Origin of the sequence: Mycobacterium sp. (genome assembly GCF_049608025.1) — a bacterium.
Taxonomy (GTDB): Bacteria; Actinomycetota; Actinomycetes; order Mycobacteriales; family Mycobacteriaceae; genus Mycobacterium.
In genome coordinates this window covers 73291-98234 of sequence record NZ_JBMYXC010000009.1, presented here as the reverse complement: position 1 = coordinate 98234, position 24944 = coordinate 73291, and the positions used below count along the sequence as shown (strand labels likewise).

At 66.0% G+C, this 24944-nt stretch carries 20 protein-coding genes and 1 pseudogene; 8 read left to right on the top strand and 13 right to left on the bottom strand.

Features of this window, described 5'->3' with window-relative positions; all coding sequences use genetic code 11:
• The first annotated feature begins 341 nt into the window (after positions 1-341).
• The gene (locus tag ACPGXI_RS05400) at positions 342-1340 is read left to right on the top strand and encodes a lytic transglycosylase domain-containing protein (RefSeq protein ID WP_526650565.1); all 999 of its coding nucleotides are present in this window, start codon (positions 342-344) and stop codon (positions 1338-1340) included.
• A 32-nt stretch (positions 1341-1372) separates the two neighbouring features.
• On the opposite strand, the gene ACPGXI_RS05395 is transcribed toward ACPGXI_RS05400, so the two are convergent.
• Positions 1373-2713 (bottom strand): cytochrome P450, encoded by a 1341-nt coding sequence (locus ACPGXI_RS05395; protein WP_526650563.1) that lies wholly within the window; start codon positions 2711-2713, stop codon positions 1373-1375.
• An 89-nt stretch (positions 2714-2802) separates the two neighbouring features.
• Positions 2803-3693, bottom strand: coding sequence for an SDR family NAD(P)-dependent oxidoreductase (locus tag ACPGXI_RS05390; protein WP_526650593.1), 891 nt, complete (start codon positions 3691-3693; stop codon positions 2803-2805).
• Positions 3694-3767: 74 nt separating this feature from the next.
• Between ACPGXI_RS05390 and ACPGXI_RS05385 the strand changes: the two genes are divergently transcribed.
• The 3 genes from ACPGXI_RS05385 (at position 3768) to ACPGXI_RS05375 (ending at position 6588) form a co-directional block, all read left to right on the top strand.
• The gene (locus ACPGXI_RS05385; RefSeq protein ID WP_526650562.1) at positions 3768-4211 is read left to right on the top strand and encodes a nuclear transport factor 2 family protein; all 444 of its coding nucleotides are present in this window, start codon (positions 3768-3770) and stop codon (positions 4209-4211) included.
• A gap of 101 nt (positions 4212-4312) precedes the next feature.
• Positions 4313-5473, top strand: a complete 1161-nt coding sequence (locus ACPGXI_RS05380; RefSeq protein ID WP_526650591.1) for an acyl-CoA dehydrogenase family protein — start codon at positions 4313-4315, stop codon at positions 5471-5473.
• A gap of 8 nt (positions 5474-5481) precedes the next feature.
• On the top strand, positions 5482-6588 hold the full coding sequence (locus ACPGXI_RS05375; protein WP_526650560.1) for an acyl-CoA dehydrogenase family protein: 1107 nt from the start codon (positions 5482-5484) through the stop codon (positions 6586-6588).
• Between the two features lie 22 nt (positions 6589-6610).
• Here ACPGXI_RS05375 and ACPGXI_RS05370 read toward each other — a convergent pair whose 3' ends face one another.
• The 10 genes and pseudogenes from ACPGXI_RS05370 to ACPGXI_RS05325 all read right to left on the bottom strand — a co-directional run bounded on the left by ACPGXI_RS05370 (position 6611) and on the right by ACPGXI_RS05325 (position 17860).
• Positions 6611-7858: a threonine/serine exporter family protein gene (locus ACPGXI_RS05370; protein WP_526650558.1), complete on the bottom strand. Its 1248-nt coding sequence runs from the start codon at positions 7856-7858 to the stop codon at positions 6611-6613.
• A gap of 49 nt (positions 7859-7907) precedes the next feature.
• A complete protein-coding gene (locus ACPGXI_RS05365; protein ID WP_526650589.1) occupies positions 7908-8789 on the bottom strand; it encodes an LLM class flavin-dependent oxidoreductase in 882 nt (293 codons plus the stop codon).
• Positions 8790-8858: 69 nt separating this feature from the next.
• Complete coding sequence (locus tag ACPGXI_RS05360; protein ID WP_526650556.1) at positions 8859-9998, bottom strand: TDT family transporter; 1140 nt, start codon at positions 9996-9998, stop codon at positions 8859-8861.
• Between the two features lie 103 nt (positions 9999-10101).
• Positions 10102-11118, bottom strand: a complete 1017-nt coding sequence (locus ACPGXI_RS05355; protein WP_526650554.1) for a nitronate monooxygenase — start codon at positions 11116-11118, stop codon at positions 10102-10104.
• Positions 11119-11158: 40 nt separating this feature from the next.
• Positions 11159-11653 (bottom strand): Rrf2 family transcriptional regulator, encoded by a 495-nt coding sequence (locus ACPGXI_RS05350; RefSeq protein ID WP_526650552.1) that lies wholly within the window; start codon positions 11651-11653, stop codon positions 11159-11161.
• Positions 11654-11740: 87 nt separating this feature from the next.
• Positions 11741-12493 (bottom strand): 3'(2'),5'-bisphosphate nucleotidase CysQ, encoded by a 753-nt coding sequence (locus tag ACPGXI_RS05345; RefSeq protein WP_526650550.1) that lies wholly within the window; start codon positions 12491-12493, stop codon positions 11741-11743.
• Positions 12490-14367, bottom strand: a complete 1878-nt coding sequence (cysN, locus tag ACPGXI_RS05340; RefSeq protein WP_526650548.1) for a sulfate adenylyltransferase subunit CysN — start codon at positions 14365-14367, stop codon at positions 12490-12492. Before cysN ends, ACPGXI_RS05345 begins: the two co-directional genes overlap by 4 nt.
• A 63-nt stretch (positions 14368-14430) precedes the next feature.
• Positions 14431-15404 (bottom strand): annotated as a pseudogene (cysD, locus tag ACPGXI_RS05335) (sulfate adenylyltransferase subunit CysD).
• Positions 15405-15567: 163 nt separating this feature from the next.
• Entirely contained in the window at positions 15568-17178 is a 1611-nt protein-coding gene (locus ACPGXI_RS05330) for a sensor histidine kinase (protein WP_526650546.1), read from the bottom strand.
• A complete protein-coding gene (locus ACPGXI_RS05325) occupies positions 17156-17860 on the bottom strand; it encodes a response regulator transcription factor (RefSeq protein ID WP_526650587.1) in 705 nt (234 codons plus the stop codon). Before ACPGXI_RS05325 ends, ACPGXI_RS05330 begins: the two co-directional genes overlap by 23 nt.
• A gap of 246 nt (positions 17861-18106) precedes the next feature.
• On the opposite strand from ACPGXI_RS05325, the gene oppB reads away from it, so the two are divergent.
• The 4 genes from oppB (at position 18107) to oppA (ending at position 23642) form a co-directional block, all read left to right on the top strand.
• Positions 18107-19084: an oligopeptide ABC transporter permease OppB gene (gene oppB, locus ACPGXI_RS05320; protein WP_526650544.1), complete on the top strand. Its 978-nt coding sequence runs from the start codon at positions 18107-18109 to the stop codon at positions 19082-19084.
• 69 nt (positions 19085-19153) lie between these two features.
• Positions 19154-20065, top strand: a complete 912-nt coding sequence (gene oppC / locus ACPGXI_RS05315) for an oligopeptide ABC transporter permease OppC (RefSeq protein ID WP_526650585.1) — start codon at positions 19154-19156, stop codon at positions 20063-20065.
• Positions 20062-21900: an oligopeptide ABC transporter ATP-binding protein OppD gene (oppD, locus tag ACPGXI_RS05310; protein WP_526650542.1), complete on the top strand. Its 1839-nt coding sequence runs from the start codon at positions 20062-20064 to the stop codon at positions 21898-21900. The genes oppC and oppD overlap by 4 nt, the downstream gene beginning before the upstream one ends.
• 11 nt (positions 21901-21911) lie before the next feature.
• A complete protein-coding gene (oppA, locus tag ACPGXI_RS05305) occupies positions 21912-23642 on the top strand; it encodes an oligopeptide ABC transporter substrate-binding protein OppA (protein ID WP_526650536.1) in 1731 nt (576 codons plus the stop codon).
• On the opposite strand, the gene ACPGXI_RS05300 is transcribed toward oppA, so the two are convergent.
• A complete protein-coding gene (locus ACPGXI_RS05300; protein WP_526650534.1) occupies positions 23629-24939 on the bottom strand; it encodes an alpha/beta hydrolase in 1311 nt (436 codons plus the stop codon). The two genes, oppA and ACPGXI_RS05300, sit on opposite strands and share 14 nt — an antisense overlap.
• Positions 24940-24944: the final 5 nt, after the last annotated feature.

Sequence of the window (24944 nt, the reverse complement as noted above, 5' to 3'; positions counted from 1 at the left end):
ACGGCAGAAGAAGCGCGGCCTGCGACCGCGGGTGCTGGTCACCGCGCTATTATTCCGCCGTGGCTAACTATGCGGTGGTCGCAGGGATCGTCGTAACCCTGCTCGGTGCGCTGTGGTTGGTGTGGGTCTACGTAGGTGCCGCAGCCGTAAAGTGCGGGATTTGCGGTCACAGGCAGAGACTGCGAGCAAGCCGGAAGCAAACATTCACCTGCCGACGATGCAAGAAAACGTTGCCACGCCGGTTGGCCTACCGGGTCGGCGCCTAACCGCAGGGCCGCGAATCAGCCCGGTCCGCTCACCGCGAGCGGTCGGGGGCCAACCTGAATGAGGTGGGGTACGCGATGATCACCAAGAGGTCGATCACCAAGAGGTCGATCACCAAGAGCTTGGCCGTGTCGTCGCTGATCACCGCCATCGCCGTAGCCCTCCCAGGATGCTCGGAGCCCGGCGGCCCACCCACCGTCACCGCGAGTGCATCTGACACCGGCAACGCCCTGGCGCCGGCACAACCCATGCTGACACCAGTCCCCCCACCCGCCGCCCCGCAACCACAACTGCCCGAACCGGCGCAGCCACGGCTCGCGTCTGACCCAGCGCAGCTGGCCGACGATCTGATCGCCGACGAGCAGGCGCTGCGGGACCCGTCGTCTCCAGAGGCTGTCAAGGCGGCAGCAGCGCGCCGTCAACAGGTCGCCTACCGCGCGATTGGACAGCACCCCGAATGGGACCCGGTCACACGGCCGCGAATCCCGCCGTCGCTTCTCGATAACTACGACCGCAATGTCAACGCCCGCCGGCAGCTGGCGGCGATGCACACCCACGGACAACCCACCCTGCCAGCGTGGCGGATCAATCCGCCGACACCTACCGGCGAGCTGCTCGGCTACTACCGGCTGGCCGAGTCAGCGACCGGCGTCGGCTGGAACTACCTGGCGGCGATCAACATGATCGAAACAGCGTTCGGCCGTATCGCGGGAGTGAGCACCGCCGGCGCCCAGGGTCCCATGCAGTTCATGCCGGCCACGTTCGCCGCCTTCGGCGAAGGCGGCGACATTCTGTCGCCCCACGACAGCATCATGGCAGCGGGCCGCTACCTCGCCGCGAACCGTTTCGCCGGAGATCCGGACTACGCCCTATACAGGTACAACAACTCGAACCGGTACGTTCAGGCAGTCCATGACTACGCGGCGGTCATCGCCGCCGATCCGACGGCATTCGACGCCTACCACCGGTGGGACGTGTACTACAGGACGACCGCCGGTGACGTCATCCTCCCGATCGGCTACGAGTCCGCCTCACGCATTCCCGTCGACGAATACCTGGCCGCCAACCCACAGTGACCGCGCCGCGGCGAACCGCAGGAATCCACGCTTCACGCATGAACCTCCGTGCGCCGGGACAGCTGATCCACGTACACGCGGGCACCGTTGCGCGGAACGAGGACCGGGGCGGCGTGGGTCGCCGCGGACTCCTGCTGTCGGCTGACCGGGCGTAGCTCGGCTTCACTGAGCATGGTGTGCAGAATCGTGGTGAGCTCACACATGGAAAAACTGGCCCCGATGCACCGCTTGAGCCCTCCACCGAAGGGGACCCAGCCGTACGGACTGGGTTTGGCTCCGACGAAACGGTCGGGATCGAACCTGTCTGGCTCCGGATAAGTCCGCGGATCGCGGTTGATGACATCGAGTAACAGCACTATCCGCGTCCCGGCGTCCAATGTGTAGTCACCGAGTCGGTACTTGCCGACGGTCATCCGGCCGGTGATCGGGGCCGGCGGGTGCAGGCGCAATGTCTCGTTGATCACCGCCTCGGTGTAGTCGCAGTGGCCGGTGCCGACCTCCGCGCGTACCCGGTCCTGCACCCGCGGATGGTGTGCCAACAGGTCCACCAACCACGCCAGGGTGGTCGCGGTGGTCTCGTGGCCGGCGAGCATCAACGTCACGATGTCGGCCCGAATTTCTTTGTCCGACAGCTGCTCCCCATCTTCTGACCGCGCATCGACCAACATGCTCAGAATGTCGGTGGGCTGTCGCCGCGTCGCCACCGAGCGCCGCCGCGCGATCAACGGCAGAACCAGATCGTCGATCTCGCCGTTGATGTCGGCGAGGGTGCCCCAGGACCGCAACGCCCCCAGACGTCGTGCCGCGTAGCGGACGGGTGTCTCGGTCGACAGCGCCAAATCGAGCAGCCGGGCGAACGGCGCGCCCAGTCTGGCGACTTCGGTGGCGTCATGTGCCCCGAAGATCACCTGAACGATGACGTCCAGCGTCAGATCGCGGCCCGCGTCGAGCATTCGCATCGGCACCCCGGCCGGCCATGACGCCATCGCGGCGCGGGTTGCGGCTTCGATCGCCGGAACGTAACCGCGCAGGGTCTCACCGTGCATGGGCGGTGTCAGCAGCTTGCGCCGACGCAGATGGTCGGGTTCCTCGAGCACGAACATCGACCGGCGACCGTAGATCGCGGCCGCGGGTCCGACACCTTCGCCACCGAGCAGCACATCGGGTCTCGCCGTGAACACCTGCTTGGCCAACGCCGGATCCGCGACGGCGACGACCCGGCCGTAGCCGAGAACAGGAAGCGCGATCACCGGACCGTAGCTCTGCACGAGCCGGCGCATCAGGGGTTGCCCGCCGATTCCATATGCCGCGGCGTACAGGCCGCCGAACAACGGAGAAATCAACCGCGGAGCCGGCAAACTTGGGGGACGCATGACAGACACGATGACACGCCGGCGCGACAGCAGGGCGCGCTTTGCCCGCCATCTGCTGGGTCCGATTTCTCTTTGGGACCACCGAACGGCTAGATGCCCAACCTGGTGCCCGTTTCGAGTTCGGCGAATTCCCACAGCCGTCGCGCATCCTGGTAATCGCAGGCGGCCTGTGTGCGGCCGCTCAGCGTCGGCCCGCCCTTGTAGCCCAGCCTCCCGTCGATGCCGACGTAGCTACCCGGCGGGATCGGCTCGGTGATGCAGTACAGCGTGGGTGCGGCCCCGGCCTCGATATCGTTGCCGATCTGGTTGGCCACGGAGTTCACCACCATGTGGAATGCGGACATGATCTTGGTGTCGGAGACCTGTGCCAGGTTGGATGCCACAAAGCCCGGGTGGGTCAGATAGGTGGTCACCGGGGCGCCTGCGGTACGCAGCCGACGGTCGAGTTCAAGCCCCCACAGCATCACCGCGAGCTTCGAACGTGCGTAGGCCGGGAAGGCCGACCACTTTCGCGATCGAAGATGGGGATCATCGAAGGCGATCGATGACATCTTGTGGGCATCCGAAGCGACGTTGATGATCTTCGAACGCACCCGATCGAACAACAGGTTGGTCAGCGCGAACGGCCCGAGGAAGTTCGTGCCCAAGGTGATCTCGAAACCGTCGACGGTGTCACCGCGGCGCTGCGCAACCATGCCCGCGTTGTTGATCAGGACATCAACGTCGCCGTCGAACAGGTCGGGGAAGGCTCGCACCGACGACTGATCGGCCAGGTCAAGCTTGACAACGGACGTGGCCCCGCCCATCTCGGCCGCGCGCAGCGCACCCAGTTCGACATTGCGGACCGCCAGCAGCACCTGGGCGCCCGCCCGCGCGAGCGCTGTCGCCGTCGCCAGCCCTACACCGTTGGTGGCGCCGGTGACGATGACGCGCCGACCACTCATATCGCCCAGCCGGGCCGCTGACCATTGCGATGTCACGGCTTTGAGGCTAACGGTACTCACATCAGCGGATTGTGTTGACATGACGACCCCCGGCTGGTTTTCTACCGCCGATGAGCGACGCCGCGCGCGAGATCGAGAACTTGATCTACACCTATGCCGAGCGGATCGATGCGGGCGATGTGGACGGTGTCGCCGCACTGTTCGCCCACGGCCGGATTCGGGGCATGGAGGACGGCCCACCCGAGACGGTCTTCGAGGGCGCCGCCCGGGTGCGGAAGATGTATGACATGACCATTCGCCTGCACGACGACGGCACGCCCAGAACCAAGCATTTCACCACCAACGTGCAACTTCGTGTCGACGAGGAAGCCGGCACCGCGCGCGGCAGCGCCTACTACTGCGTCACCCAGGCGACTCCGGGACTTCCCCTGCAGGTCATTGTCACCGGCCGATACCGCGACACTTTCCACCGCATCGATGGAATCTGGTGGTTCGACACCCGAATCATGTTCGTCGACCAGGTCGGCGACACTGCCAGTCACTTGGAGTTCTGACCGGCCTGGCTGACCGACGCGATACCGGGCACCCCGGCCACGCTCGACCAACCCGGTGGTTAGTCTGCTTGGAGATCCATCGACTGACCCAGGAGGCCGCCATGCAGTTGGCGTTGACACCCGAGGAAGCCGACTTCCGTGACGAGCTTCGCGCGTTTTATCGCAACCAGATCCCGGCAGAGATCCGCGAGCGCACCCGCACCGCCTCGGAGGCCAACCGCGACGACATCGTTGCCACCCAGAAGATCCTCAACGACCACGGGCTCGCGGTGCCCAATTGGCCGGTCGAATGGGGTGGCAAAGACTGGACCCCGACCCAACAGCAGATCTGGCTCGATGAGATGCAGCTGGCCAGCGTGCCAGAACCGCTGACGTTCAACACCAACATGGTCGGACCGGTGATCGCCGAGTTCGGCTCCCAGGCAATCAAAGAACGCTTCCTGGCCCCGACTGCGGCCCTGGACATCTGGTGGTGTCAGGGCTTCTCCGAACCCGAAGCCGGCTCGGACCTGGCATCGCTGCGGATGACAGCGCTGCGAGACGGCGACACCTACCTGGTCAACGGCCAGAAAACGTGGACAACGCTGGGGCAGTACGCCGACTGGATCTTCTGCCTGGTCCGCACGGACCCGGCCGCCCCGAAGAAGCAGGCCGGAATCTCTTTCCTGCTCATCGAGATGAACACCCCGGGCATCACCCTGCGGCCCATCAGATTGGTCGACGGCAGCTACGAGGTGAACGAAGTCTTCTTCGAAGACGTCCGGGTGCCCGCCGATCAGCTCGTCGGCGAGGAAAATCAGGGCTGGACCTACGCAAAATTCTTACTGGGCAACGAACGCAACGGTATCGCCCAGGTCGGCCGCACCAAGCTCCGCCTCGCCGAGATCAAGGAGCTCGCCACCGCGAACGGCCTACTCGGTGACCCGCTGTTCGCCGCGCGGCTGGCCGAGGCCGAAAATGACATCGTTGCACTGGAATTGACACAAATGCGGGTCGCATCGGGTTCGGAGGGCGGCAAACCGAATCCAGCCTCGTCGGTGCTGAAGCTGCGCGGCAGCCAACTGCAGCAGCTCGCCACCGAATTGCTCGTGGAGGTAGCCGGGCCCGACGCATTGCCGTTCGACGCCGGCGGTGGCATCGCAACGCCGGAGTGGGCGCAACACAGCGCACCGCGATATCTCAACTACCGCAAGACATCCATCTACGGCGGCAGCAATGAGGTGCAACGCACCATCATTGCGTCGACGATTCTCGGATTGTGAGGTGAACCATGGACTTTCAACTGACCGAAGAGCAGGTCCTGCTCCGCGACACCACCCGAGACGTGCTGTCGCGGGCCTATGACCCCGAGAGCCGGCTGCAGGTCGTCGGCACCGACCTGGGCTGGAGCCGCGACGTGTGGAACCAGCTGGCCGAGATCGGCATCCTGGGCCTGGGTTTCGACGAGGATGCCGGCGGCCAGATCGAGATTCAGGTGGTGTTGACCGAAATTGGACGACGCCTTGCGCCTGAGCCGGTCGTGCACGCAGCGTTGGGTCCGGGTGCGCTGATCGCCGAAGTGGGCACCGCCGCGCAGCGCGCGGTGCTCGATGAGGTCGCAGCCGGTGAGCGGCTGCTGGCCTTCGCGCATTCGGAGCCCGGGATGAGGTTGCCCACCGCGAAGGTGACGACAAAGGCGGCGCGCGAAGGTGATTCGTGGGTGCTCAGTGGGCGCAAGAATCCGGTCCTGGCCGGCGACTGCGCCGACACGCTGGTGGTCAGCGCGGCGTTGCCGGATGGCGGCACCGGGTTGTTCCTCGTCGATGCCGCGGCGGCGCGCCGGCAGCCGTACCGAACCTTCGACGGTCTGCGGGGCGCCCAGATCGACTTGGAGAGGGTGGCCGCCGAACCTCTCGGTGAGCCCGTTGACGCCTCGACCGCGATCGACGCCGCCCAGGTGCGGGTGACGGCGGCGCTGAGCGCCGAGGCGCTGGGCGCCATGGAGGAGGCCCTGCGTCTGACGGCGGAGTACCTCACCCAGCGCAAGCAGTTCGGCGTCACATTGAGCAAGTTCCAGACGCTCACCCAGCGTGCCGCCGACATGTACGTCTCACTCGAACTCGCCCGAAGTATGGCGCTGTACGCAGCGATGTCGATCGCCGATGGCAATCTCGATCCGACCATCGCCTCGCGGGCGAAGCTGCAGATCGGCCGCTCGGGGCGTCACATCAGCCAGGAGGCGATCCAGCTGCACGGTGGTATCGGGGTAACCGACGAATACCCGGTCGGGCACTACGCCGCACGGCTCACCGCGATCGAGCACACCCTCGGTTCGTCGCAGGACCATCTGCACGTGCTGGTGGGCCAACTCGGCGATTACGAGGTCGTCACCGTCTGACGCCGAGCGTCGGTGAACTCCCTCAGGTGGTCGCTTTCCCGCGCGAGTGCACGGTGTCGTAGATGCTCCAGGCGAAAAGTGTGCCGAGCGCGATCGAAAAGACAGCGGCGAATGTGCTGCCCAGGGTGTCGGCGTCCAGTGATCGGGTCGTTGCCGCAGCGCTGAGCGATTCGAAGCCGAGCGCTCCGGGCACCAGCGACCAGAACGCTGCAAGGAGTAGGACGTACATGGGCGGTGCGGTCTTCATCTGTGCCGCGACTACCGCGAACGGGACAACCAGAAGAGCGCCTAGTGCGCCTGAGTGCGCCGACGATAGAAACAGGCCGCCCACCTTCTGGCCGACCAGTGCCACCGCGATGGCCGCCATCAGCCAGAACAGGGATCCGCGGGGTGCCGAGAGGTAGATATAGAGCCCCACAGCGATGACCACGATGGCCACGTAGAACGACAGTGGGCCCATCCTGGTTGCCGTCTGGTGCGGTGCCATCTGTCCTGCGATCGCGAGGCCGATCACCACACCGAAGGCCAACAGCATCAGCTGCACAATGCCGTACACCAGGCGACTCGATCCCGCCATCACCGCTCCGCTGGCCAGTTCCATCGCACCGATAGTCAGCGACAGCCCGGGCAGAATGGCTATCAAAGCCGGCGCGATGATCCTCAGCAGGTCATCGCCGGCCGCGTCAGCGACGAACCAGATGGCCAACAGCGTCACCAATGCCGCAGAAAGCGAGGGGACGATGGCGGCGAGCGCCGGCAGGCGTCCGGCCACCACGACGATTACGCCGACCACCGCGCCCAGGAATATGTAGGCCCACAGGGCCGTCCACGCGGGATTCATCACGATGCCGAACCCCAGCGTCGTCAGCACGTAGCCGGCCAGCGCGGTGAGCGGGCCGAAGCGGGGACTTGCCGTACGCGCGGCGATGATGTCGTGAACCGCGTCGGCCGGCGTGATGGCCCCGGCCTCGGCGAGTCGGGTGATGTCGTCGACCTTGCCGGCGCGGTCGAGCCGGGTGGTCCCGCGCGTCGACCCCGCTACCTCGTGCCCGGTGCTGCCCACCTGGATGATCAATGCCGTCGGCAGCGCGACCACCTGGACGGGCTCGGTGGTGTATCGCCGGGCAATGCTGAGCAGCCGTGCCTCGACCACGCCGCTCGGTACCTGACCCTCCAGCAGCGCGATGCCGATCTCGCGCAGCATCTGCGCAACGGCACTGGCGGAGTAGGTGTCTGGCTCCGCCAGCGGCGCCGGCGACTGTTTACTCACCGATCCCCACAAACGTTGGGCGCGAACGCCCCAGCTACTCACCATGTCGCTACTCGAAATCCTGGACGACGTCGGCAACCCGCCGCAGCTGATCCATGTCCGAGCTGGTCGGGATCAGGTGTAGCTCGTCGGTGCCGATGTCGGAGAACCGCTGCAGGACCGAGTGCAGTTCGTCGTCGGTGCCTGCCCAGCCGGTGGTCGGCGCCATGGCGTCGACGATCTCCGACGGTATCCAGTTCATGTAGCGGCGCAGATGTCGATGCACCTGCGCCCGTGGTTGGTCGCCATCTCCGATCGCGAACCAGAACGACGTCGCCAGGTGCGGGGCCGGTCGGGCCGCCTGCTGCCACGCGTGGCGTGCCACGTCGAACAGCTCGCTCTGGCTGGCAAGATCCAGATCAAGGGTGATTCCGGCGAGCCCGTCGGCCCAGCCGGCCGCATGGCGCGTCGTCTTCGGTCCCATCGTGCCCACCAACAGCTTCGGGCCGCCGACCTGAAGCGGCGACGGGCCTACGGGCAACGTCGAATCGGTCACCTTCTCGCCGGACCACACCCGCTTCATCACCGCCACGCGGTCGGCCATGTCGCGCATGGTCTGGGTGGCCGGGTCAGCGCCGGCGGCACGATAGTCCTCGTGTCGCCCTCCCACCCCGAAGCCGACCGTGAGCCGGCCTCCGCAGAGCATGTCGCCGGTGGCCAGCGCCTTGGCCAGCATCACCGGGTCGTGCAGCTGTGGAATCAGCACTGTCGTCACCAACTGCACCCGCTCCGTCCAGGCGGCCAGCGCACCGAGCAGGGTAAGGCTCTCCGGATTGTCGAAGGCCATTCGCTCGCCCCAACACAGCGACGAGAACGGGCCGCTGTCCACGAGAAGCGCCCAGTCCTTCAACGTCGCGGCGTCGAGTTCGGCCTCCATCACCGGCAGAGTCATCCCAATACGCACGCCCGCGATTCTGGCATGTCCGGCGCATCGGGTGCGCGTGGTACCGCTGTGCGGTGCTCAGCGCGCCGGTTCCGCGGCGGGCGGGTCCTTGTGAGCTCGGATCGGGCCGGAGGCCGGTGTGGCGAACAGGATGCCTTGCCGGCCATCGCGGAATGTGCGCACCGCCACCAGGACCCAGGTACACAACAAAGCGACATAGGCGATCGCGGCGGCGATCCGAAACGCCGGTAGGCCCGTGTGCAGAGCAAGTTGGGTCGTTCCCAGGACGAAGGTGCCGACCGGGAACGTCAGACTCCACCAGGTGAGCGCAAACGGCATACCCCGCCGCAGTGTCCGCGTCGTCAACGCGGTGGCCAGCGCGATCCACAGAACGGCGAAGCCCCACACCGGAACCCCGTAAAGGATGGCGAATGCCCTCATGCCGTCGGCCACCTTCTCGTCGACTGCCAGGGCCGCGTCGGTGGCGAGTAGCCCTACCGCGGTGATCGATTGTCCGAGCGGCCCCAGCACGATCCACAGGGTGGGCACCCGCGCGGTTCCGGAGGTGCCGTAGAGCGCCAGGCGGCTCCACACCATGCTGATGATGATCAGCGAGGCGACCAGCGACATGCCGAACATCGCGTAGCAGGCGTACAGCATCGTTGTGCGGCCGGTTCCGGGCGCCATGTGTGGAATCAGCAGCGCGCCCGCGGAGGCCGACACCATCGGCGGTACCACCGGCATGAGCCAGCCACCGAACGCGGCGTCGGCCTCGACCCGGTGCTGGGTGAACATCAGGAACGGGATGCTCGTCGCGGTGAACAGGCCGCCGACCGTACCCGCGGTCCACAACACCCAAGCGAGATCGACCGCAGCGCGCTCACCGATGAGGTCTCTGCCAACCAGCAGCGCGCCGGCACCGATGGTGAGCAACGCCATCGGGGCGGCCCCGTAGAAGTGCGCCATCTGCGGATTACGGACGTGACTGCGCGCCACTCTGGGATTGCGCACCCAATGGGCGCCCATCGCCAGCGTCAGCAGAACCAGCCACACAGCCGAGGCCACCCACACCACCAACGCGAATGTCCGCAGCCCCGGGACGTGCACAGGTAGCGTCGCGCCTGCCATGGCGACGACGCCCGTACCCATCACCGAAGCGAACCAATTCGGCCCGAGATAGCTCACGAGTGTCGGTTTGTCGGTAGACGTATCGGCCATCATCAAGACAGTATGGCCAAAGCGAGCGTGCGTGAAATGCCGTTATCTACGGTGTGTCGACGCACAGACGCGCGCGCTCGCGGAGAACTGTTCGGGCGCAGCATCAGCGCGCCAGCGTCTCGATGATCGTGGCCGCTGGGGCGGCCTGGGCCCGTCGATATCCCGTGCCCGCCCACAGGCCGGCGGCCTGCGGATCACCCGCACGCACCGATGCGGCACGCAACGGGCTGGTCAGATGGTGAACCTCGGGATACCCCAGCGGCGCATCGGCCCCGTGGTCGTCGACGAAACGATTGCGCAGTCCGCGCGCATAGCGGCCCGAGAATGCCGGTGTGACAACGGTTTCGGAGAACTGCTGATCCCGCAGCGCTGATCGGTGCACCAGGCTGCTTCCGGCTTCGTCGGCGAGCAGGAAGGCGGTTCCCAGCTGGGCGGCCACCGCCCCGGACTGCAGCATCCGTCGCACATCTCGACCGTCCATCAACCCGCCCGCGGCGACCACCGGGATGTCGAGGTCGGCCACGATCGATGCCAGCAGCTCATCCAGTGACTCTTCCGACGGCAGCGCCGTCGCATCGAATGTGCCGCGATGCCCACCCGCCGATGGACCCTGCGCGACGATGGCGTCGACGCCACAGTCCGCCGCGAGCTGGGCCTCGGCAAGCGTGGTCACCGTGCCCACGGTCGTGACGCCGGCCTCGGTGAGTCGTCGCCTCTCGTCGACGCCGGGCAGGCCGAAGGTGAACGATGCCACCGCCGGCCGTAGCTCCAACAGCACCTCGAGCTTGGACTCCCAGCTGTCATCGTCGAAGCGAGGCTCCCCGAGGGTGACGGCGTACCGTTTCGCCTCGCCCGCCAGCGTGTTGGCGTAGGCGGCGATGGCCGCGGGCTTAGCCGCACTGGGCTGCGGTGCGAAGAGATTGGCGCCGATGGGTCCGGTGGTCATCCGCTGCGCCGCTTCCAGACGCTCGGCGAACACCTGGGCCGTCAGATAGCCGGCCGGCACAAACCCCAGTCCACCCGCATTGGTCCCGGCCGCAGCCAACGCCGGGGTGGACGGCCCGCCTGCCATGGGCGCGACAAGGACTGGGATGGCGAGATCACGTAAGTCGAACACCACCCGATCTTGGTATCACGGCAGCCGCATCAAGGCAGTGGCATCACTCCAATGCCGAGTGCCCGCGCTCCTCCTCCTGGGCGCGGTAATCGTCAGCCAGAGCCCGTACATGCTCAGGAAGTTCGCCGGCGGCGACAGCGGCGAGCGTGGTCTGCTCGAGCACCGAACGCATACTGGCGCGCAAGGCTCGCCACACGTCGGTCAGCGACGCAGTGGGACCTGAGTAGGGCAGGTCCCCCAGCCCTATGTCGCGCACGCTGGCCAGCGGCCCGTCGATGCAGCGTAGGACGTCGGCGATACCGATGTCCGCGGCCGGCCTCGCGAGCGCGTATCCGCCCTCGCGGCCGCGGTGACTGCGCACCAGCCGATCATTACGTAGGTCGGACAGGATGTCGACGAGGAATTGTGGTGGGATGCCCTGGGCCTTGGCCAGGTCTTCGGTCTTGACCAGAGCGCCATCATCGACCGTAGCCATCTGAACCATGGCCAGCTGAACCATGGCCCGGACGGCGTACTCCGCCTTGGCCGACATCCGCATAGGGGAAGGTTAGTCTGCCTATACCGAAGACAGCCGCATCGGTAGCCGTAACCCGTGGCGCGTCAAGCCCGTACGGGCGCTCAGGGGTCAGCCCGAAGTCACGGCCAACACGGCGTCGGCGTACTCGGGGCGGCACACGATCAGGTCGGGCAGCTTGGAGTCCCGCTGGTTGTACACCAACGGAGTCCCATCGATGCGCGAGGTGTGCAGCCCAACTGCCCGCGCAACGGCCACCGGAGCTGCGGAGTCCCACTCGTACTGGCCGCCCGCATGCACGTACACATCCGACTGTCCCTGGATCACCGAGGCGACTTTCGCTCCCGCGGAGCCCATCTCCACGAGAACGCCGTTCAACGCTTCTCGCACCTGTAGCGCGACGGCGGGCGGACGGGTACGCGAGACCACGATCCGGGGTACCGCGGGAGCGGCAGGCGGAGCAGCCACCTTCGGGGTGGCCAACGTGACGCCCTGCGCCGGCAACGCGACAGCGCCGGCGACCAGTTCCCCGGAACCGCCGTTGCGCCGCCAAAGAGCCACGTGCACCGCCCAATCGGTGCGACCGAGCTCCGAGAACTCCCGGGTGCCGTCGAGCGGATCGACGATCCACACCCGACCGGCAGTGAGCCGCGCCGGATCGGCTTCTTCCTCCGGTCCCTCCTCTGAGAGGACCGCATCCCCGGGCCGCTCAGCGGCCAACGCCGCCATCAGAAAATCGTGAGACCGCTTGTCCCCCGCGACTTTCCTTTCCTGCGCTGTCGCACCGGCGAGTTCGGTGCGAATGCCCAGCAGGAGTGCGCCGGCCTCGGTGGCCAGTCGTGCTGCGAGCTCGTGGTCGGTCACTCTTGCCCGCAGCTCTTCGCACCAGCGCTCATCGCCTGCCGCTCGAGCAGCTCGATGACCGAGGCTGCCAGCTCATCGGGAGTCAGGTCGGACATCAGGCGCAGGTCCGGGTTCTTCGGCCGCTCATAGGGACTGTCGATACCAGTGAAGTGGGTGATCTCACCGGCACGGGCTTTGGCGTACAACCCCTTTGGATCACGTCGCTCGCAGTCGGCCAGCGGGGTGTCGCAGAACACTTCGAAGAACTCGACGCCGGCATCGCTGGCCACCTTGCGCGCCAACTCTCGATGTTCTGCCAGCGGACTGATCGCAGGCACCAGCACAACCTGACCGGAGTCGGCCAGTATCGCGGCCACATGCGCAAGTCTGCGTAGGTTCTCCGACCGGTCCGCCATCGAGAAGCCGAGGTCGGAGTTGAGTCCGTGACGCAGGTTGTCGCCGTCGAGAACGTAGGCGGGGATACCCTTTTCGAGCAGCTTCTGCTCGACGAGCACGGCCACCGACGACTTGCCGGACCCCGACAGCCCGGTGAACCACACCGCTCGCCCTTTGGTCAGCCGATCCTCGGCCGTACACAGCGACTCGTGCCGCACCGTATTCGGGCTCGCTGCGCGCGCGGTGACGTCTCGCAAGACCATGCCTGCGGCAACGGTTCCGTTGGTGTTGGGGTCGATCAGGATGAAGGAGCCGGTCGCGGCGTTGCGGCTGTACTCGTCGAGCAGAAGCGGCACCTGGGTGCGCAGCGAAATTCGTCCTAGCTCATTGAGTTTGAGCGCGGTCGCCGACTTGTCCCGGTGCAACGTATTGACATCGAGCCGGTAATCCAGACCCATCACTTTGGCCCGCGTCGTGCGGGTGGTCTGCTTGATCAGGTAGTCGCGGCCGGGCTCGAGCGCTGCGTCGTCGGACATCCAGCACACCGTGGCATCGAACTCCTGGGTGACCCGCGGTTGATTGTTGGGGCGGGCGATCAGGTCACCCCGCGAGATGTCTATGTCGTCGGCCAAGCTGACCGACACCGCCATTGGAGGGAAGGCTTCGTCCGCCGGGCCTCCGGGTGCTTCAATCGCCCGGATCCGACTGGTCCTGCCCGCAGGCAGCACGACGACATCGTCACCCACCCGCATCACACCACTGGCGACCGTTCCCGCATAACTCCGATGATCGTGATGGTCGCGGGTTTGGGGCCGAATCACGTACTGCACCGGGAACCGTACGTCAACGAGGTTGCGATCCCCGGCGATGTACACCTCTTCGAGGTGAGCCAGCAGCGACGGCCCGTCATACCAGGGCGTCACATCGGATTTGGTGACGACGTTGTCACCGTTGAGCGCCGACAGCGGAATGGTCGTCACATCGTGGATGTCCAATCGGGCTGCGAAATCATGAAAGTCGTTGCGGATCTTGTCGAAACGCTCCTGGTCCCAGTCAACGAGATCCATCTTGTTGACCGCCAGCACGACATGCTGGATGCCAAGTAGCGAGGCCAGGAACGCGTGGCGACGCGACTGCTCGAGCAGGCCGTGGCGCGCATCCACCAGCACGATCGCAAGTTGCGCTGTCGAGGTCCCGGTGACCATGTTGCGGGTGTACTGGATGTGCCCAGGGGTGTCGGCAATGATGAATTTCCGCTTGGCCGTGGCGAAGTAGCGATAGGCGACATCTATGGTGATGCCCTGCTCGCGCTCGGCCCGCAGGCCGTCCGTTACTAGAGCCAGGTCGGTGTAATCGTTTCCGCGCTCTTTGGAGGTGCGTTCGACGGCCTCTAGCTGATCCTCCATGACGGCCTTGGAGTCGAACAGCAACCGGCCGATGAGAGTGGACTTTCCGTCGTCGACCGAACCCGCGGTCGCGATCCGCAACAGCGTCGCCATGTCTATCTCCCCCGTCGCTTCGCTCGCCCCATATCTATTCCCCCCGTCGCTTCGCTCGCCCCATCAGAAATAGCCCTCGCGCTTGCGATCTTCCATGCCGGCTTCAGATATCCGATCGTCAGCGCGGGTAGCTCCGCGCTCGGTGAGCCGCGACACCGCGGTCTCAGCGATCACCTCGGAGACGGTGCCCGCCAACGATTCAACGCAGCCCGTGCAGGTGACGTCGCCGACGGTACGGAACCGGACGATCTTCTCGACGATCTCCTCGTCGGCGTGCGGCTGCAGGTGCTTGTCGACGGCCAGCAACATGCCGTCGCGCTCGAATACTCGCCGCTGGTGCGCGTAATAGATGGACGGCAGCTTGATCTCTTCGGCGCCGATGTAGGACCAGATGTCGAACTCGGTCCAGTTCGATATCGGGAACGCCCGGATGTGCTCGCCCTTGTGGTGGCGGCCGTTGTACAGGTTCCAGAGCTCGGGGCGCTGCGCCTTGGGGTCCCATTGACCGAATTCGTCGCGGAAGCTGAACACACGCTCCTTGGCGCGGGCCTTCTCCTCATCACGGCGTGCACCGCCGAATGCGGCGTCGAACTTGTTCTCGCGGATCGCACGGAGCAACGTGAAGGTCTGCATCGGATTGCGCGAAGGAATGGTCTCAACAATCCGGCCCGCATCGATATCGTCCTGCACCTTGGCCACCACCAGACGCACGCCGGACTCTGCGACAAGTTCGTCACGGGAGGCCAGCACCTCCTCGAAGTTGTGACCGGTATCGACATGCATCACCGGGAACGGCAGCCTGCCCGGCCGGAAAGCCTTGAGCGCGAGGTGCAGCATGACAATCGAGTCCTTGCCGCCGGAAAACAGCAGAACCGGGCGCTCAAACTCGGCTGCCACCTCCCTGATGATGTGGATGGCTTCGGCCTCCAGCACGCGCAGATGGCTGAGCTCGTACTTGACTGCGGGCTGCTCAAGGCTCGGAGTTGTCGTCATAGCTTTCTTGTAAATCCGGTAGGGTTTACCAAGTTTAAACGCATGGCCCGGAAATTTACTCGTCGGGGCCGTTGGTGTCAATGTCGGTAACGCGCCCATCCCGATCGCGGCCACGGCACCGATCGGGATGGGGCCCCGCCTGGCCCGGTGCGCGATCTACTCCGAATTTCCGGCACCCGGGCTCGGTGTCAATCGGGCCAGAAACGCTTAGTCCCCGCGCGGCAACCGGACGACGAATTCCGTTCTGCCCGGCACACTGTGCACCTCGATCTCACCATCGTGCGCCCGAACGACAGCGTGCACAATCGCCAGGCCCAGCCCCGTACTACCGCCGAGCCGGGAGCGCGAGGAGTCACCGCGTGCGAACCGCTCGAAGATCTCGGGCACCAATCGGGCCGGGATGCCGGGGCCGTTGTCGACCACCGCCAGCACCACGTCGGCGTCCTCGCCGACGTTCAGCGATGTGGTGATAGAGGTGCCCGGCGGCGTGTGGTTGCGCGCATTGGCCAGCAGGTTGCCCAGCACCTGATGCAGTCGGGCCTCGTCACCGGCGACCACGACGGGCTCCTCGGGTAGGTCAAGTTCCCAGGTGTGGTCGAGGCCGGTTATGTGGGCGTCGCTGACCGCATCCACGACGAGCCGGGTCAGGTCGACCTGTCCGCGCTGCAGCGGCCGCCCAGTGTCCAGTCGGGCGAGTAACAGCATGTCCTCGACCAGCTGGGTCATGCGCCCAGTCTCCGATTCCACCCGGTTCATGGCGTGCGCGACGTCCTCGGGTAGCTGCCCGTGTTTCCGTTGCGCCAGTTCGGTGTAGCCGCGGATGGCAGCCAGCGGCGTTCGCAATTCGTGGCTGGCATCGGCGACGAACCTCCGTACCCGGGTCTCACTGGCCTGTCGCGCAGACAGTGCCCCGGCGATACGGTCGAGCATGCGATTCAGCGCCGCACCGAGTCGCCCGACTTCAGTGTCGGCGGCCGCCGGGTCGACCTTGACGATGGGGGTGGGCAGCCGCACCTCGCCCCGGTCGAGTTCGAGGTCGGCGATCTGCTGCGCGGCCGCCGAAACCCTTGCCAGGGGGGCGAGTTGGCGACGAATGATGACGATGCCCGCCGTCGTTGCGGCCATCAAAGCGATGGCTGCAACGACACAGAAGATGACCAGTACCCGCAACAGCGTGGCATCGATGTCGGCGGTGGGCAGGCCGGTGACGATCGATTCGCCAGCGTGCCGGGCGGGAAAGCTCACCAATCGGTAGCGGCCCAATCCATCCAGTTCGACCGTTCTCGGCTGCATGTCAGCAGGAATATCGGCGAGTTGTTCGGCTGCCGAGGAGGCGATCTCGGCACGGGCACCTTCTGTGGTGATGACGCCGGCTTCAATTGTCCTTCCGTCCGCGACCACGGCACCGACCGTGCGGGTGGCCTGGCCCGGCGCGTTCAGAAACTTCGGTCCCGACCCCTCGTCGTCACCGATCACCACCCGTCGGCCGGGCCCGGGGCGAGGCGGCCCCCTCGGGATATCGCGCGGTCTCATCCCGGGCCGGCCCATACCTGGCGGCGGCGGGGGCCCGAAGTCGAAGATCCCCGCCGAACGCCCGCCGGCCTCCACCACCTGACCGTCGAGTTGGTTCATCAATAAGCGATGCAGCGCAAACTCCGTCGCGATGCCGATACCCGCACACACCACCGCCAGCAGAACAACCTGCGTGACCAGTAGCCGCGTCCGCAACGTCCACCCGCGCGGTGAGCGCAGGGCCGACGAACTACCTGGGGAGCAATCCGCCGCCCGGGCGCGCTCAGCGCGCGGGCTTGAGGACATACCCCGCACCACGGAGCGTATGAATCATCGGTTCTCGCCCTGTGTCGATTTTCTTGCGCAGGTAGGAAACATACAGTTCCACAATGTTGGACCGCCCGCCGAAATCGTAGCTCCACACCCGATCGAGGATCTGCGCCTTGCTCAAGACCCGCTTGGCATTGCGCATCATGAAGCGCAGCAGTTCGAACTCAGTCGCGGTCAGTGCGATCATCTCACCGGCACGCGTCACCTCGTGGCTATCTTCGTCGAGCACCAGATCTCCGACGACGATCTTGGCTCCACCGTCGTCGGTGGTGACCCCGGTACGCCGCAACAGCGCCCGTAGTCGCAGCACCACCTCTTCGAGGCTGAACGGCTTCGTCACGTAGTCGTCTCCACCGGCGGTCAGGCCCGCGATGCGGTCCTCGACCGAGTCCTTGGCCGTGAGTAGCAGCAGAGGCAGTCCGGGTATCTGATCGCGCAGCTTGCGCAGCACCTCCAAGCCACTCATGTCCGGCAACATCACGTCGAGTACGACGACGTCCGGTGGGGTGTCGCGGGCCAGGGCGATGGCGGTCGCACCATCACCGGCGGTCGCTATCTCCCAACCCTCATAGCGCAGCGCCATAGACACCAGTTCGGCCAGCACCGGTTCGTCGTCGACGACCAGCACGTGGATCGGGCTGCCGTCGGCCCGGCGCATCACGACTCGCGCGGCGTGATCACCGCCGACGGCTGCCGCGGCGGATGCGGGAATAGGGGCCACCCACCCATTATGTGTCCGGGTCCTAGTCGCTATCTATGCGATTCCTATGCCCACGCTGTGAGAACCACGCCTCTGCGACGCCCCGGCCAGCCGCTCGTCAGCCACGCCGGGAACACATGAACGGGCTGCGTCACCAGATTTCTCATAACCTGTGCGGATGCAGAGCAGCGGCGGAGTCATCACATGACCCGCTTTCTGGCGCGCCGCCTGCTCAACTACATCGTGCTGCTGGGGCTTGCTTCGTTCCTCACCTTCTGCCTTACGTCGCTGACCTTCGAGCCGCTCGACAGCCTGCTGGAACGCAACCCGCGACCTCCTCAGGCCGTCATCGACGCCAAGGCGGCCGAACTTGACCTCGACAAACCGATTCCCCTGCGTTACGCGAACTGGGCCTCAGGCGCCGTCCGAGGGGACTTCGGAACGACAGTCACCGGGCAGCCAGTGAGCGCCGAGCTGTGGCGGCGCATCGGAGTCAGCCTGCGGCTGGTGCTCATCGGATCGGTTGTCGGCACGGTCGTTGGGGTCGTGGTGGGCGCATGGGGCGCAATCCGCCAATACCGGTTGTCGGACCGGGTCATCACCGTGCTGTCCCTGCTGATCCTGAGCACCCCCACCTTCGTAGTGGCCAACCTGCTGATCCTGGGCGCGCTGAAGGTGAATTCAACCCTGGGCGTCCAGCTGTTCGAGTACACCGGGGAGACATCGCCCGACGCGGTGGGCGGCACCTGGCAACAGTTCGTCGACCGCCTCCAGCACCTGGTCCTGCCCACCTTCACCCTCGCTCTGGCGTCCATCGCCGGATTCAGCCGCTACCAGCGAAACGCGATGCTCGACGTGCTCGGCCAGGACTTCATCCGCACCGCGCGGGCCAAGGGGCTGACCCGGCGCCGAGCACTGTTCAAGCACGGGCTGCGCACCGCGCTCATCCCGATGGCCACACTGTTCGCTTACGGTGTCAGCGCACTGGTCACCGGCGCGGTGTTCGTCGAGAAGATCTTCGGCTGGCACGGCATGGGTGAATGGGTGGTGCAGGGCGTCGCGTCCCAGGACACCAACATCATCGCGGCGATCACGGTGTTCTCCGGGGCGATGATCCTGCTGGCGGGCCTGCTCTCCGATGTGATCTACGCGGTACTCGACCCCCGAGTGCGGGTGCGATGAGCGCCTGCGCGAAGAGCCGAGGACCCCGATGAGCGCCTGCGCGAAGAGCCGAGGACCCCGATGAGCGAGATGCCCGACGAGCACCGATTCGTGACCCGCCGCACCCTGGTGGTGCGCCGGTTCCTGCGCAACCGGGCGGCCGTGGTGTCGCTTGTCGTGCTGTGTTTGTTGTTTGTCGGCTGCTACGCACTGCCGCCTTTGTTGCCCCACTCCTACAGCGACCTCGACTACTACGCGCTCCAGCAACCGCCCAACCCGACGCACTGGTTCGGTACGAATGCGCTGGGCCAGGACCTGTTGGCCCAGACTTTGCGTGGCATGCAGAAGTCTCTGCTGATCGGTGTGTGCGTCGCGTTCATCTCCACGGTCATCGCGGCCACCGTGGGCGCGGTCGCCGGCTACTTCGGCGGCTGGCGTGACCGGACCCTGATGTGGATCGTCGACCTGCTCCTGGTCGTCCCGAGCTTCATCCTGATCGCGATCGTCACCCCCCGAACAAAGCAGTCAGGCACCATCTTGTGGTTGATACTGCTGCTCGCGGCGTTCAGCTGGATGATCAGCTCGCGGATCGTGCGAGGGCTGACGATGAGCCTGCGCGACCGCGAATTCGTTGTGGCCGCAAGGTATATGGGCGTCAGCCATTGGCGCATCATCACTCGTCATATCGTCCCCAATGTGGCCTCTATCCTGATCATCGACACCGCGTTGAACGTCGGTATGGCGATCCTGGCGGAGACTGGTCTGAGTTTCTTGGGCTTCGGGGTGCAGCCTCCCGACGTGTCGCTGGGCACCCTGATCGCCGACGGCACCCGTTCAGTGACGACTTTTCCATGGGTGTTCCTGTTCCCAGCGGGCATTCTGGTGCTGATCGTGTTGTGCGCCAACCTCGTTGGCGACGGACTGCGCGACGCCCTGGACCCCGGTGTTCGCCCGATGAGCCGCAGTCGACGACGCGCCGAGGCGGCGAAGGCCCGCCCATGACCCTGCTCGAAGTGCGCGGCCTGACGGTCGACTTCCCCACCGACACCGAACGCGTCGCCGCGGTGCGCGGTCTGGACTACCACGTCGATTCCGGCGAGGTTGTCGCGCTGGTCGGCGAGTCCGGGGCCGGGAAATCAGCGGGTGCGATGGCTGTCATCGGGCTGCTTCCCGGCTACGCCGAAGTATCCGGTTCCGTGCGCTTGCACGGCGAGGAACTGCTCGGGTTGTCTGACCAACAGATGTCCCGCATCCGCGGCAACAAGATCGGCACCGTCTTTCAAGACCCGATGTCTGCGCTGACCCCCGTCTACACCGTCGGCGACCAGATCGCCGAGGCAATCCAGATTCACCGACGCGACGTCAACAAACCGGCTGCCCGCGCCCGCGCAGTCGAACTACTCGAGCTGGTCGGCATCGCTCAGCCCGAGAAACGCTCTCGGGCGTTCCCGCACGAACTCTCGGGTGGGGAACGTCAGCGCGTCGTCATCGCGATCGCGATCGCCAACGACCCGGATTTGCTGATCTGCGACGAGCCGACGACAGCGTTGGACGTCACCGTGCAGGCACAGATCCTCGATGTGCTGCGCACCGCGCGCGACGTCACGGGTGCGGGCGTGCTGATCATCACCCACGATCTCGGCGTCGTCGCCGAGTTCGCCGACCGCGCGCTGGTGATGTACGCCGGCCGCGCCGTTGAGGCGGCTCCGGTCGCCGATCTGTACCGCAAACGCCTCATGCCCTACACCGCCGGGCTGCTGGGATCGGTACCGCGACTGGACGCATCCCAAGGCTCGCGGCTAGTGCCCATCCCCGGCGCTCCTCCGTCACTGGTAGCGCTGCCGCCTGGCTGCCCGTTCGCTCCCCGGTGCCCGCTGGCCGTCGACGCATGCCTTACCGCTGAACCTGACCTGAGGACAGTCGGCGCCGGCCACGAGGTCGCGTGCATCCGGGGTGAAGACGTCGCCGGTCGCAGCGCGGCCGAGATCTACGGCGTTTCGACGGCATCGCCATCGGAGCCGGATGCGGCCCTGGCGGAACCCGTCGTGTTGCGCGTCGATGACCTCGTCAAGACCTACCCGTTGACCAAGGGCGTGGTGTTTCGGCGCCGGGTCGGCGAGGTCCGGGCCGTCGACGGGGTGAGTTTCGAACTCCAGCAGGGTCGTACGTTGGGAATTGTCGGCGAGTCCGGCTCGGGTAAGTCCACGACGCTGCACCAGATCCTGGATCTCGCCGAGCCGCAGGGCGGGACCATCGAAGTGCTGGGTGCCGATGTCTCGACGCTCACCAGACGCGCCCGGAAGGCGCTTCGGGGCGATCTGCAGGTGGTGTTCCAGGATCCCGTGGCGGCACTGGATCCGCGACTGCCGGTATTCGACGTACTGGCCGAGCCGATGCGGTCCAACGGCTTCGACAAAGCCGCCACCGTCGATCGAGTGGCCGAACTGCTCACCGTGGTCGGACTCCGCCGGGAGGATGCCAACCGGTACCCGGCGGACTTCTCCGGCGGGCAGAAGCAGCGTATCGGGATCGCCCGGGCGCTAGCGTTGCAGCCGAAGATCCTGGCCCTCGACGAACCGGTGTCGGCGCTGGACGTGTCGATTCAGGCGGGAATCATCAACTTGCTGCTTGACCTGCAGGAACGCTTCGGGCTGGCCTACCTGTTCGTGTCTCACGATCTTTCTGTGGTCAAGCATCTGGCCCACCGGGTGGCGGTGATGCACCAGGGCACGATCGTCGAGCAGGGCGACGGTGAGCAGGTGTTCGCCCATCCACGCCACGACTACACGCGCCGTCTGCTGTCGGCGGTTCCGCGGCCCCTGACCGATCACGGTTAGAGTCAGTGCACATGACGAACCTCGTGCCGCGAGCAGTCGCAAAGTCGCACAACTGGCCCCTCAAGAGTGCGATTTCGCGTCTGTTCGCCGTCGGAGTGACCACAGCGCTGGTGCTGACCGGTTGTTCCGGCGCAGAGAACGACGTGCCCTCCGCGGGCGGTGAGGCCGAGATCGGGGCGACCGCCGACATCAACCCGCAGGATCCGGCCACCCTGCGCCAGGGCGGCAACCTTCGACTTGCGCTGTCGGGCTTCCCACCCAACTTCAACTACCTGCATGTCGACGGGAACCTCGCGGAACTGGGCGGGATGCTGCGCGCGACGCTGCCGCGCGCCTTCTTCATCAAGCCCGACGGACAGATGACGGTCAACAGCGACTACTTCACCAGCGTCGAACTGACGAGCACCGACCCCCAGGTCGTCACTTACACCGTCAACCCCGACGCGGTGTGGTCGGACGGTACGCCGATCACCTGGGAGGACTTCGCAGCGCAGATCCACGCCACCAGCGGGAAGGACAGCGAATACCTGTTCGCAGCACCCAATGGCAGTGAACGGGTCGAGTCGGTGACCAAGGGCGTCGACGATCGCCAGGCGGTCATCACGTTCGCCAAGCACTATGCCGACTGGCGGGGAATGTTCGCCGGAAACAGCATGCTGGCCCCCAAGGCGATGACCGAGGATCCCGCCGCGTTCAACAAAGGCTTTCTCGACGGCCCCGGGCCGTCGGCGGGACCGTTCATGATCACTTCAGTTGACCGGGGCGCCCAGCGAATCACGTTGACCCGCAACCCGAAATGGTGGGGTACGCCACCTGTTCTTGACTCCTTCACTTACACCGTGCTCGATGACGCGGCCAAGATCCCCGCCCTGCAGAACGACGCCCTCGACGCGGTGGGGCTTGCGACGCTGGATGACCTGACGATCGCGCGCCGCACCGAGGGAGTCTCGATCCGGCGGGCGCCGGCGCCGAGTTGGTACCACTTCACGTTCAACGGGGCGGAGGGTTCGATCCTGTCCGACCCGGCCATGCGAACCGCGATCGCCAAGGGTATCGACCGCCAGGCCATCGCCGCGATCACGCAGCGCGGACTCGCCGACAACCCGGTGCCCTTGAACAATCACATCTACCTGGCCGGCCAGGAGGGTTACCAGGACAACGGCATCGCCTTCGACCCAGAGGAAGCAAAACGCATCCTGGATGCGCTGGGCTGGCGGCTCAGTGACGGCGGAAATGGCCAATTCCGCGAGAAGAACGGACGCGAACTGATCGTTCGCGACGTGTTCTACGATGCACAGAGCACCCGTCAGATCGGCCAGATCGCCCAGAACAATCTGGCCCAGATCGGCGTCAAACTCGAGCTGAATGCCGTCGCGGGCGGTACGTTGTTCAGCGACTATGTCACCCCCGGCAACTTCGACATCGCCCAGTTCGGCTGGGGCGGTGACGCATTCCCGTTGGCAAGCCTCACCCAGATCTACGCCTCGGAGGGCGAGAGCAACTACGGCCAGATCGGCAGTCCGCTGATCGACGCCAAGATCGAAGAGACGCTGTCCGAGCTTGATCCGGCCAAGGCCCGCAGTCTCGCCAACGAACTCGACAAGATGATCTGGGACGAAGGCCACAGCCTGCCGCTGTTTCAGTCTCCCGGCAACGTCGCGGTTCGCAGCACCCTCGCCAACTACGGTCCCGCCGGCATCGGGGACCTGAACTACACGGCGATCGGCTTCACAAAGGATTGACCGACCGGACCGGATTGACCGACCGGACCGGATTGACCGACCGTACCGCGCGCGGTACGGCGTCGGGCACCACCGACTCCACCCTCGCGGCGATACTGATTCCCCGAACCAGCAGTCTCACCGCCAGATTGGCCGGCAAGGCATCCAGTTCGGCTGAGCGGGAGGGCAGTTGGCCAATCCCACCGGTGCACGCCGCCTTGCAGATCTGGAGTGCAGCGTGGTCGCGAGTGTCCAGGATGCTGTGTCCGGCGGTCGGCAGTTCGACGAGAACCGAGTCGGGTATCAGATCGGCGACCCGCCGCGCCACGGTCGGCGGCGTCGTGAGGTCGCGAAGGCCGGAGATCACTGCGGTAGGCCACGTGAATCCTGACATCGCTGAGATCAGATCGTATGGCTCGGCGACGAAGTCGACATCGCCACTGGCGATCTCGCGAAAAGCCACCGCGGGGTCCAGCGGCCCGCCGTCCGGCACGGCGCCATAGTTCAGTTCCCGGTATGCGATGCGCTCGACGAGGTCGGGCTCGTGATGGTACGGGGTCTGGCGTTCCAGCAGAAACCTCGTCCCCAACCCCACCGCCGTCCACAACCAATCATGACCGGCCAGCAGCAGATCCAGCTGCCGTCGGAGCACATCCGGTCCGGCGATGCCGTACAGGTCCGCGGCACGCAGCACGGTCGTTGGGGCGAGCACGCCGTCGGCGACCAGGCGGCGCATCTTGGCCGCGAGCTCGGCCCCGCCGTCCGAACCGTCAGGGCCGTCCGAACCGGCAGGGCCGTCCCACAGCAACCGCCGGATCTGAGCCCGAACGTCGTCGATGTCATCGGCCGAAAGCAGCGGAGAGTCCAACACCATCGTGTGTATCCGCGTCGAGTGGCGCACACCGAGACCGGCTGCCAGATAGCTGCCGTATGACGTGCCGTAGACGACGGCCTGATCGACTCCGGCGTCGTCGAGCACGGCGCCGATGTCGTCGACGGCCATGTCCACGGTGAGCGCGCTCGGGGGCAGGTCACGGCCTGCGTCGTCGTGGCGAGACAGTCCCACCCCACGGTGTTCGACCATGATGACGTCGAGACCCTCGGCCGCGGCCCGCCGCCGGAGCGCCCGGTACAGCGCTATCGATGCCGCACCCGGGCCGCCCGGGATGACAACCAGCGGATGGGCGGACTTGCGACCGGTCCGCACGTAGTAGAGGTCGAACTCTTCGTCACCGCCACGGTGGACGGGCCGGCGAACTGGCCGGACGCCGGCCAGCGCCGCCAGCTTGTCATGCATGAGGCGACGCGAAGTGTTCATCGTCA

What these genes read in the sequence shown, in the direction of transcription:
- ACPGXI_RS05400 (WP_526650565.1), top strand. Translation starts at nt 342, where the DNA reads ATGATCACCAAGAGGTCGATCACCAAGAGGTCGATCACCAAGAGCTTG.
- ACPGXI_RS05395 (WP_526650563.1), bottom strand. Translation starts at nt 2,713, where the DNA reads ATGCGTCCCCCAAGTTTGCCGGCTCCGCGGTTGATTTCTCCGTTGTTC.
- ACPGXI_RS05385 (WP_526650562.1), top strand. Translation starts at nt 3,768, where the DNA reads ATGAGCGACGCCGCGCGCGAGATCGAGAACTTGATCTACACCTATGCC.
- ACPGXI_RS05380 (WP_526650591.1), top strand. Translation starts at nt 4,313, where the DNA reads ATGCAGTTGGCGTTGACACCCGAGGAAGCCGACTTCCGTGACGAGCTT.
- ACPGXI_RS05375 (WP_526650560.1), top strand. Translation starts at nt 5,482, where the DNA reads ATGGACTTTCAACTGACCGAAGAGCAGGTCCTGCTCCGCGACACCACC.
- ACPGXI_RS05365 (WP_526650589.1), bottom strand. Translation starts at nt 8,789, where the DNA reads ATGACTCTGCCGGTGATGGAGGCCGAACTCGACGCCGCGACGTTGAAG.
- ACPGXI_RS05360 (WP_526650556.1), bottom strand. Translation starts at nt 9,998, where the DNA reads ATGGCCGATACGTCTACCGACAAACCGACACTCGTGAGCTATCTCGGG.
- ACPGXI_RS05350 (WP_526650552.1), bottom strand. Translation starts at nt 11,653, where the DNA reads ATGCGGATGTCGGCCAAGGCGGAGTACGCCGTCCGGGCCATGGTTCAG.
- cysN (WP_526650548.1), bottom strand. Translation starts at nt 14,367, where the DNA reads ATGGCGACGCTGTTGCGGATCGCGACCGCGGGTTCGGTCGACGACGGA.
- ACPGXI_RS05330 (WP_526650546.1), bottom strand. Translation starts at nt 17,178, where the DNA reads ATGTCCTCAAGCCCGCGCGCTGAGCGCGCCCGGGCGGCGGATTGCTCC.
- ACPGXI_RS05325 (WP_526650587.1), bottom strand. Translation starts at nt 17,860, where the DNA reads ATGCGCCGGGCCGACGGCAGCCCGATCCACGTGCTGGTCGTCGACGAC.
- oppB (WP_526650544.1), top strand. Translation starts at nt 18,107, where the DNA reads ATGACCCGCTTTCTGGCGCGCCGCCTGCTCAACTACATCGTGCTGCTG.
- oppC (WP_526650585.1), top strand. Translation starts at nt 19,154, where the DNA reads ATGCCCGACGAGCACCGATTCGTGACCCGCCGCACCCTGGTGGTGCGC.
- oppD (WP_526650542.1), top strand. Translation starts at nt 20,062, where the DNA reads ATGACCCTGCTCGAAGTGCGCGGCCTGACGGTCGACTTCCCCACCGAC.
- oppA (WP_526650536.1), top strand. Translation starts at nt 21,912, where the DNA reads ATGACGAACCTCGTGCCGCGAGCAGTCGCAAAGTCGCACAACTGGCCC.
- ACPGXI_RS05300 (WP_526650534.1), bottom strand. Translation starts at nt 24,939, where the DNA reads ATGAACACTTCGCGTCGCCTCATGCATGACAAGCTGGCGGCGCTGGCC.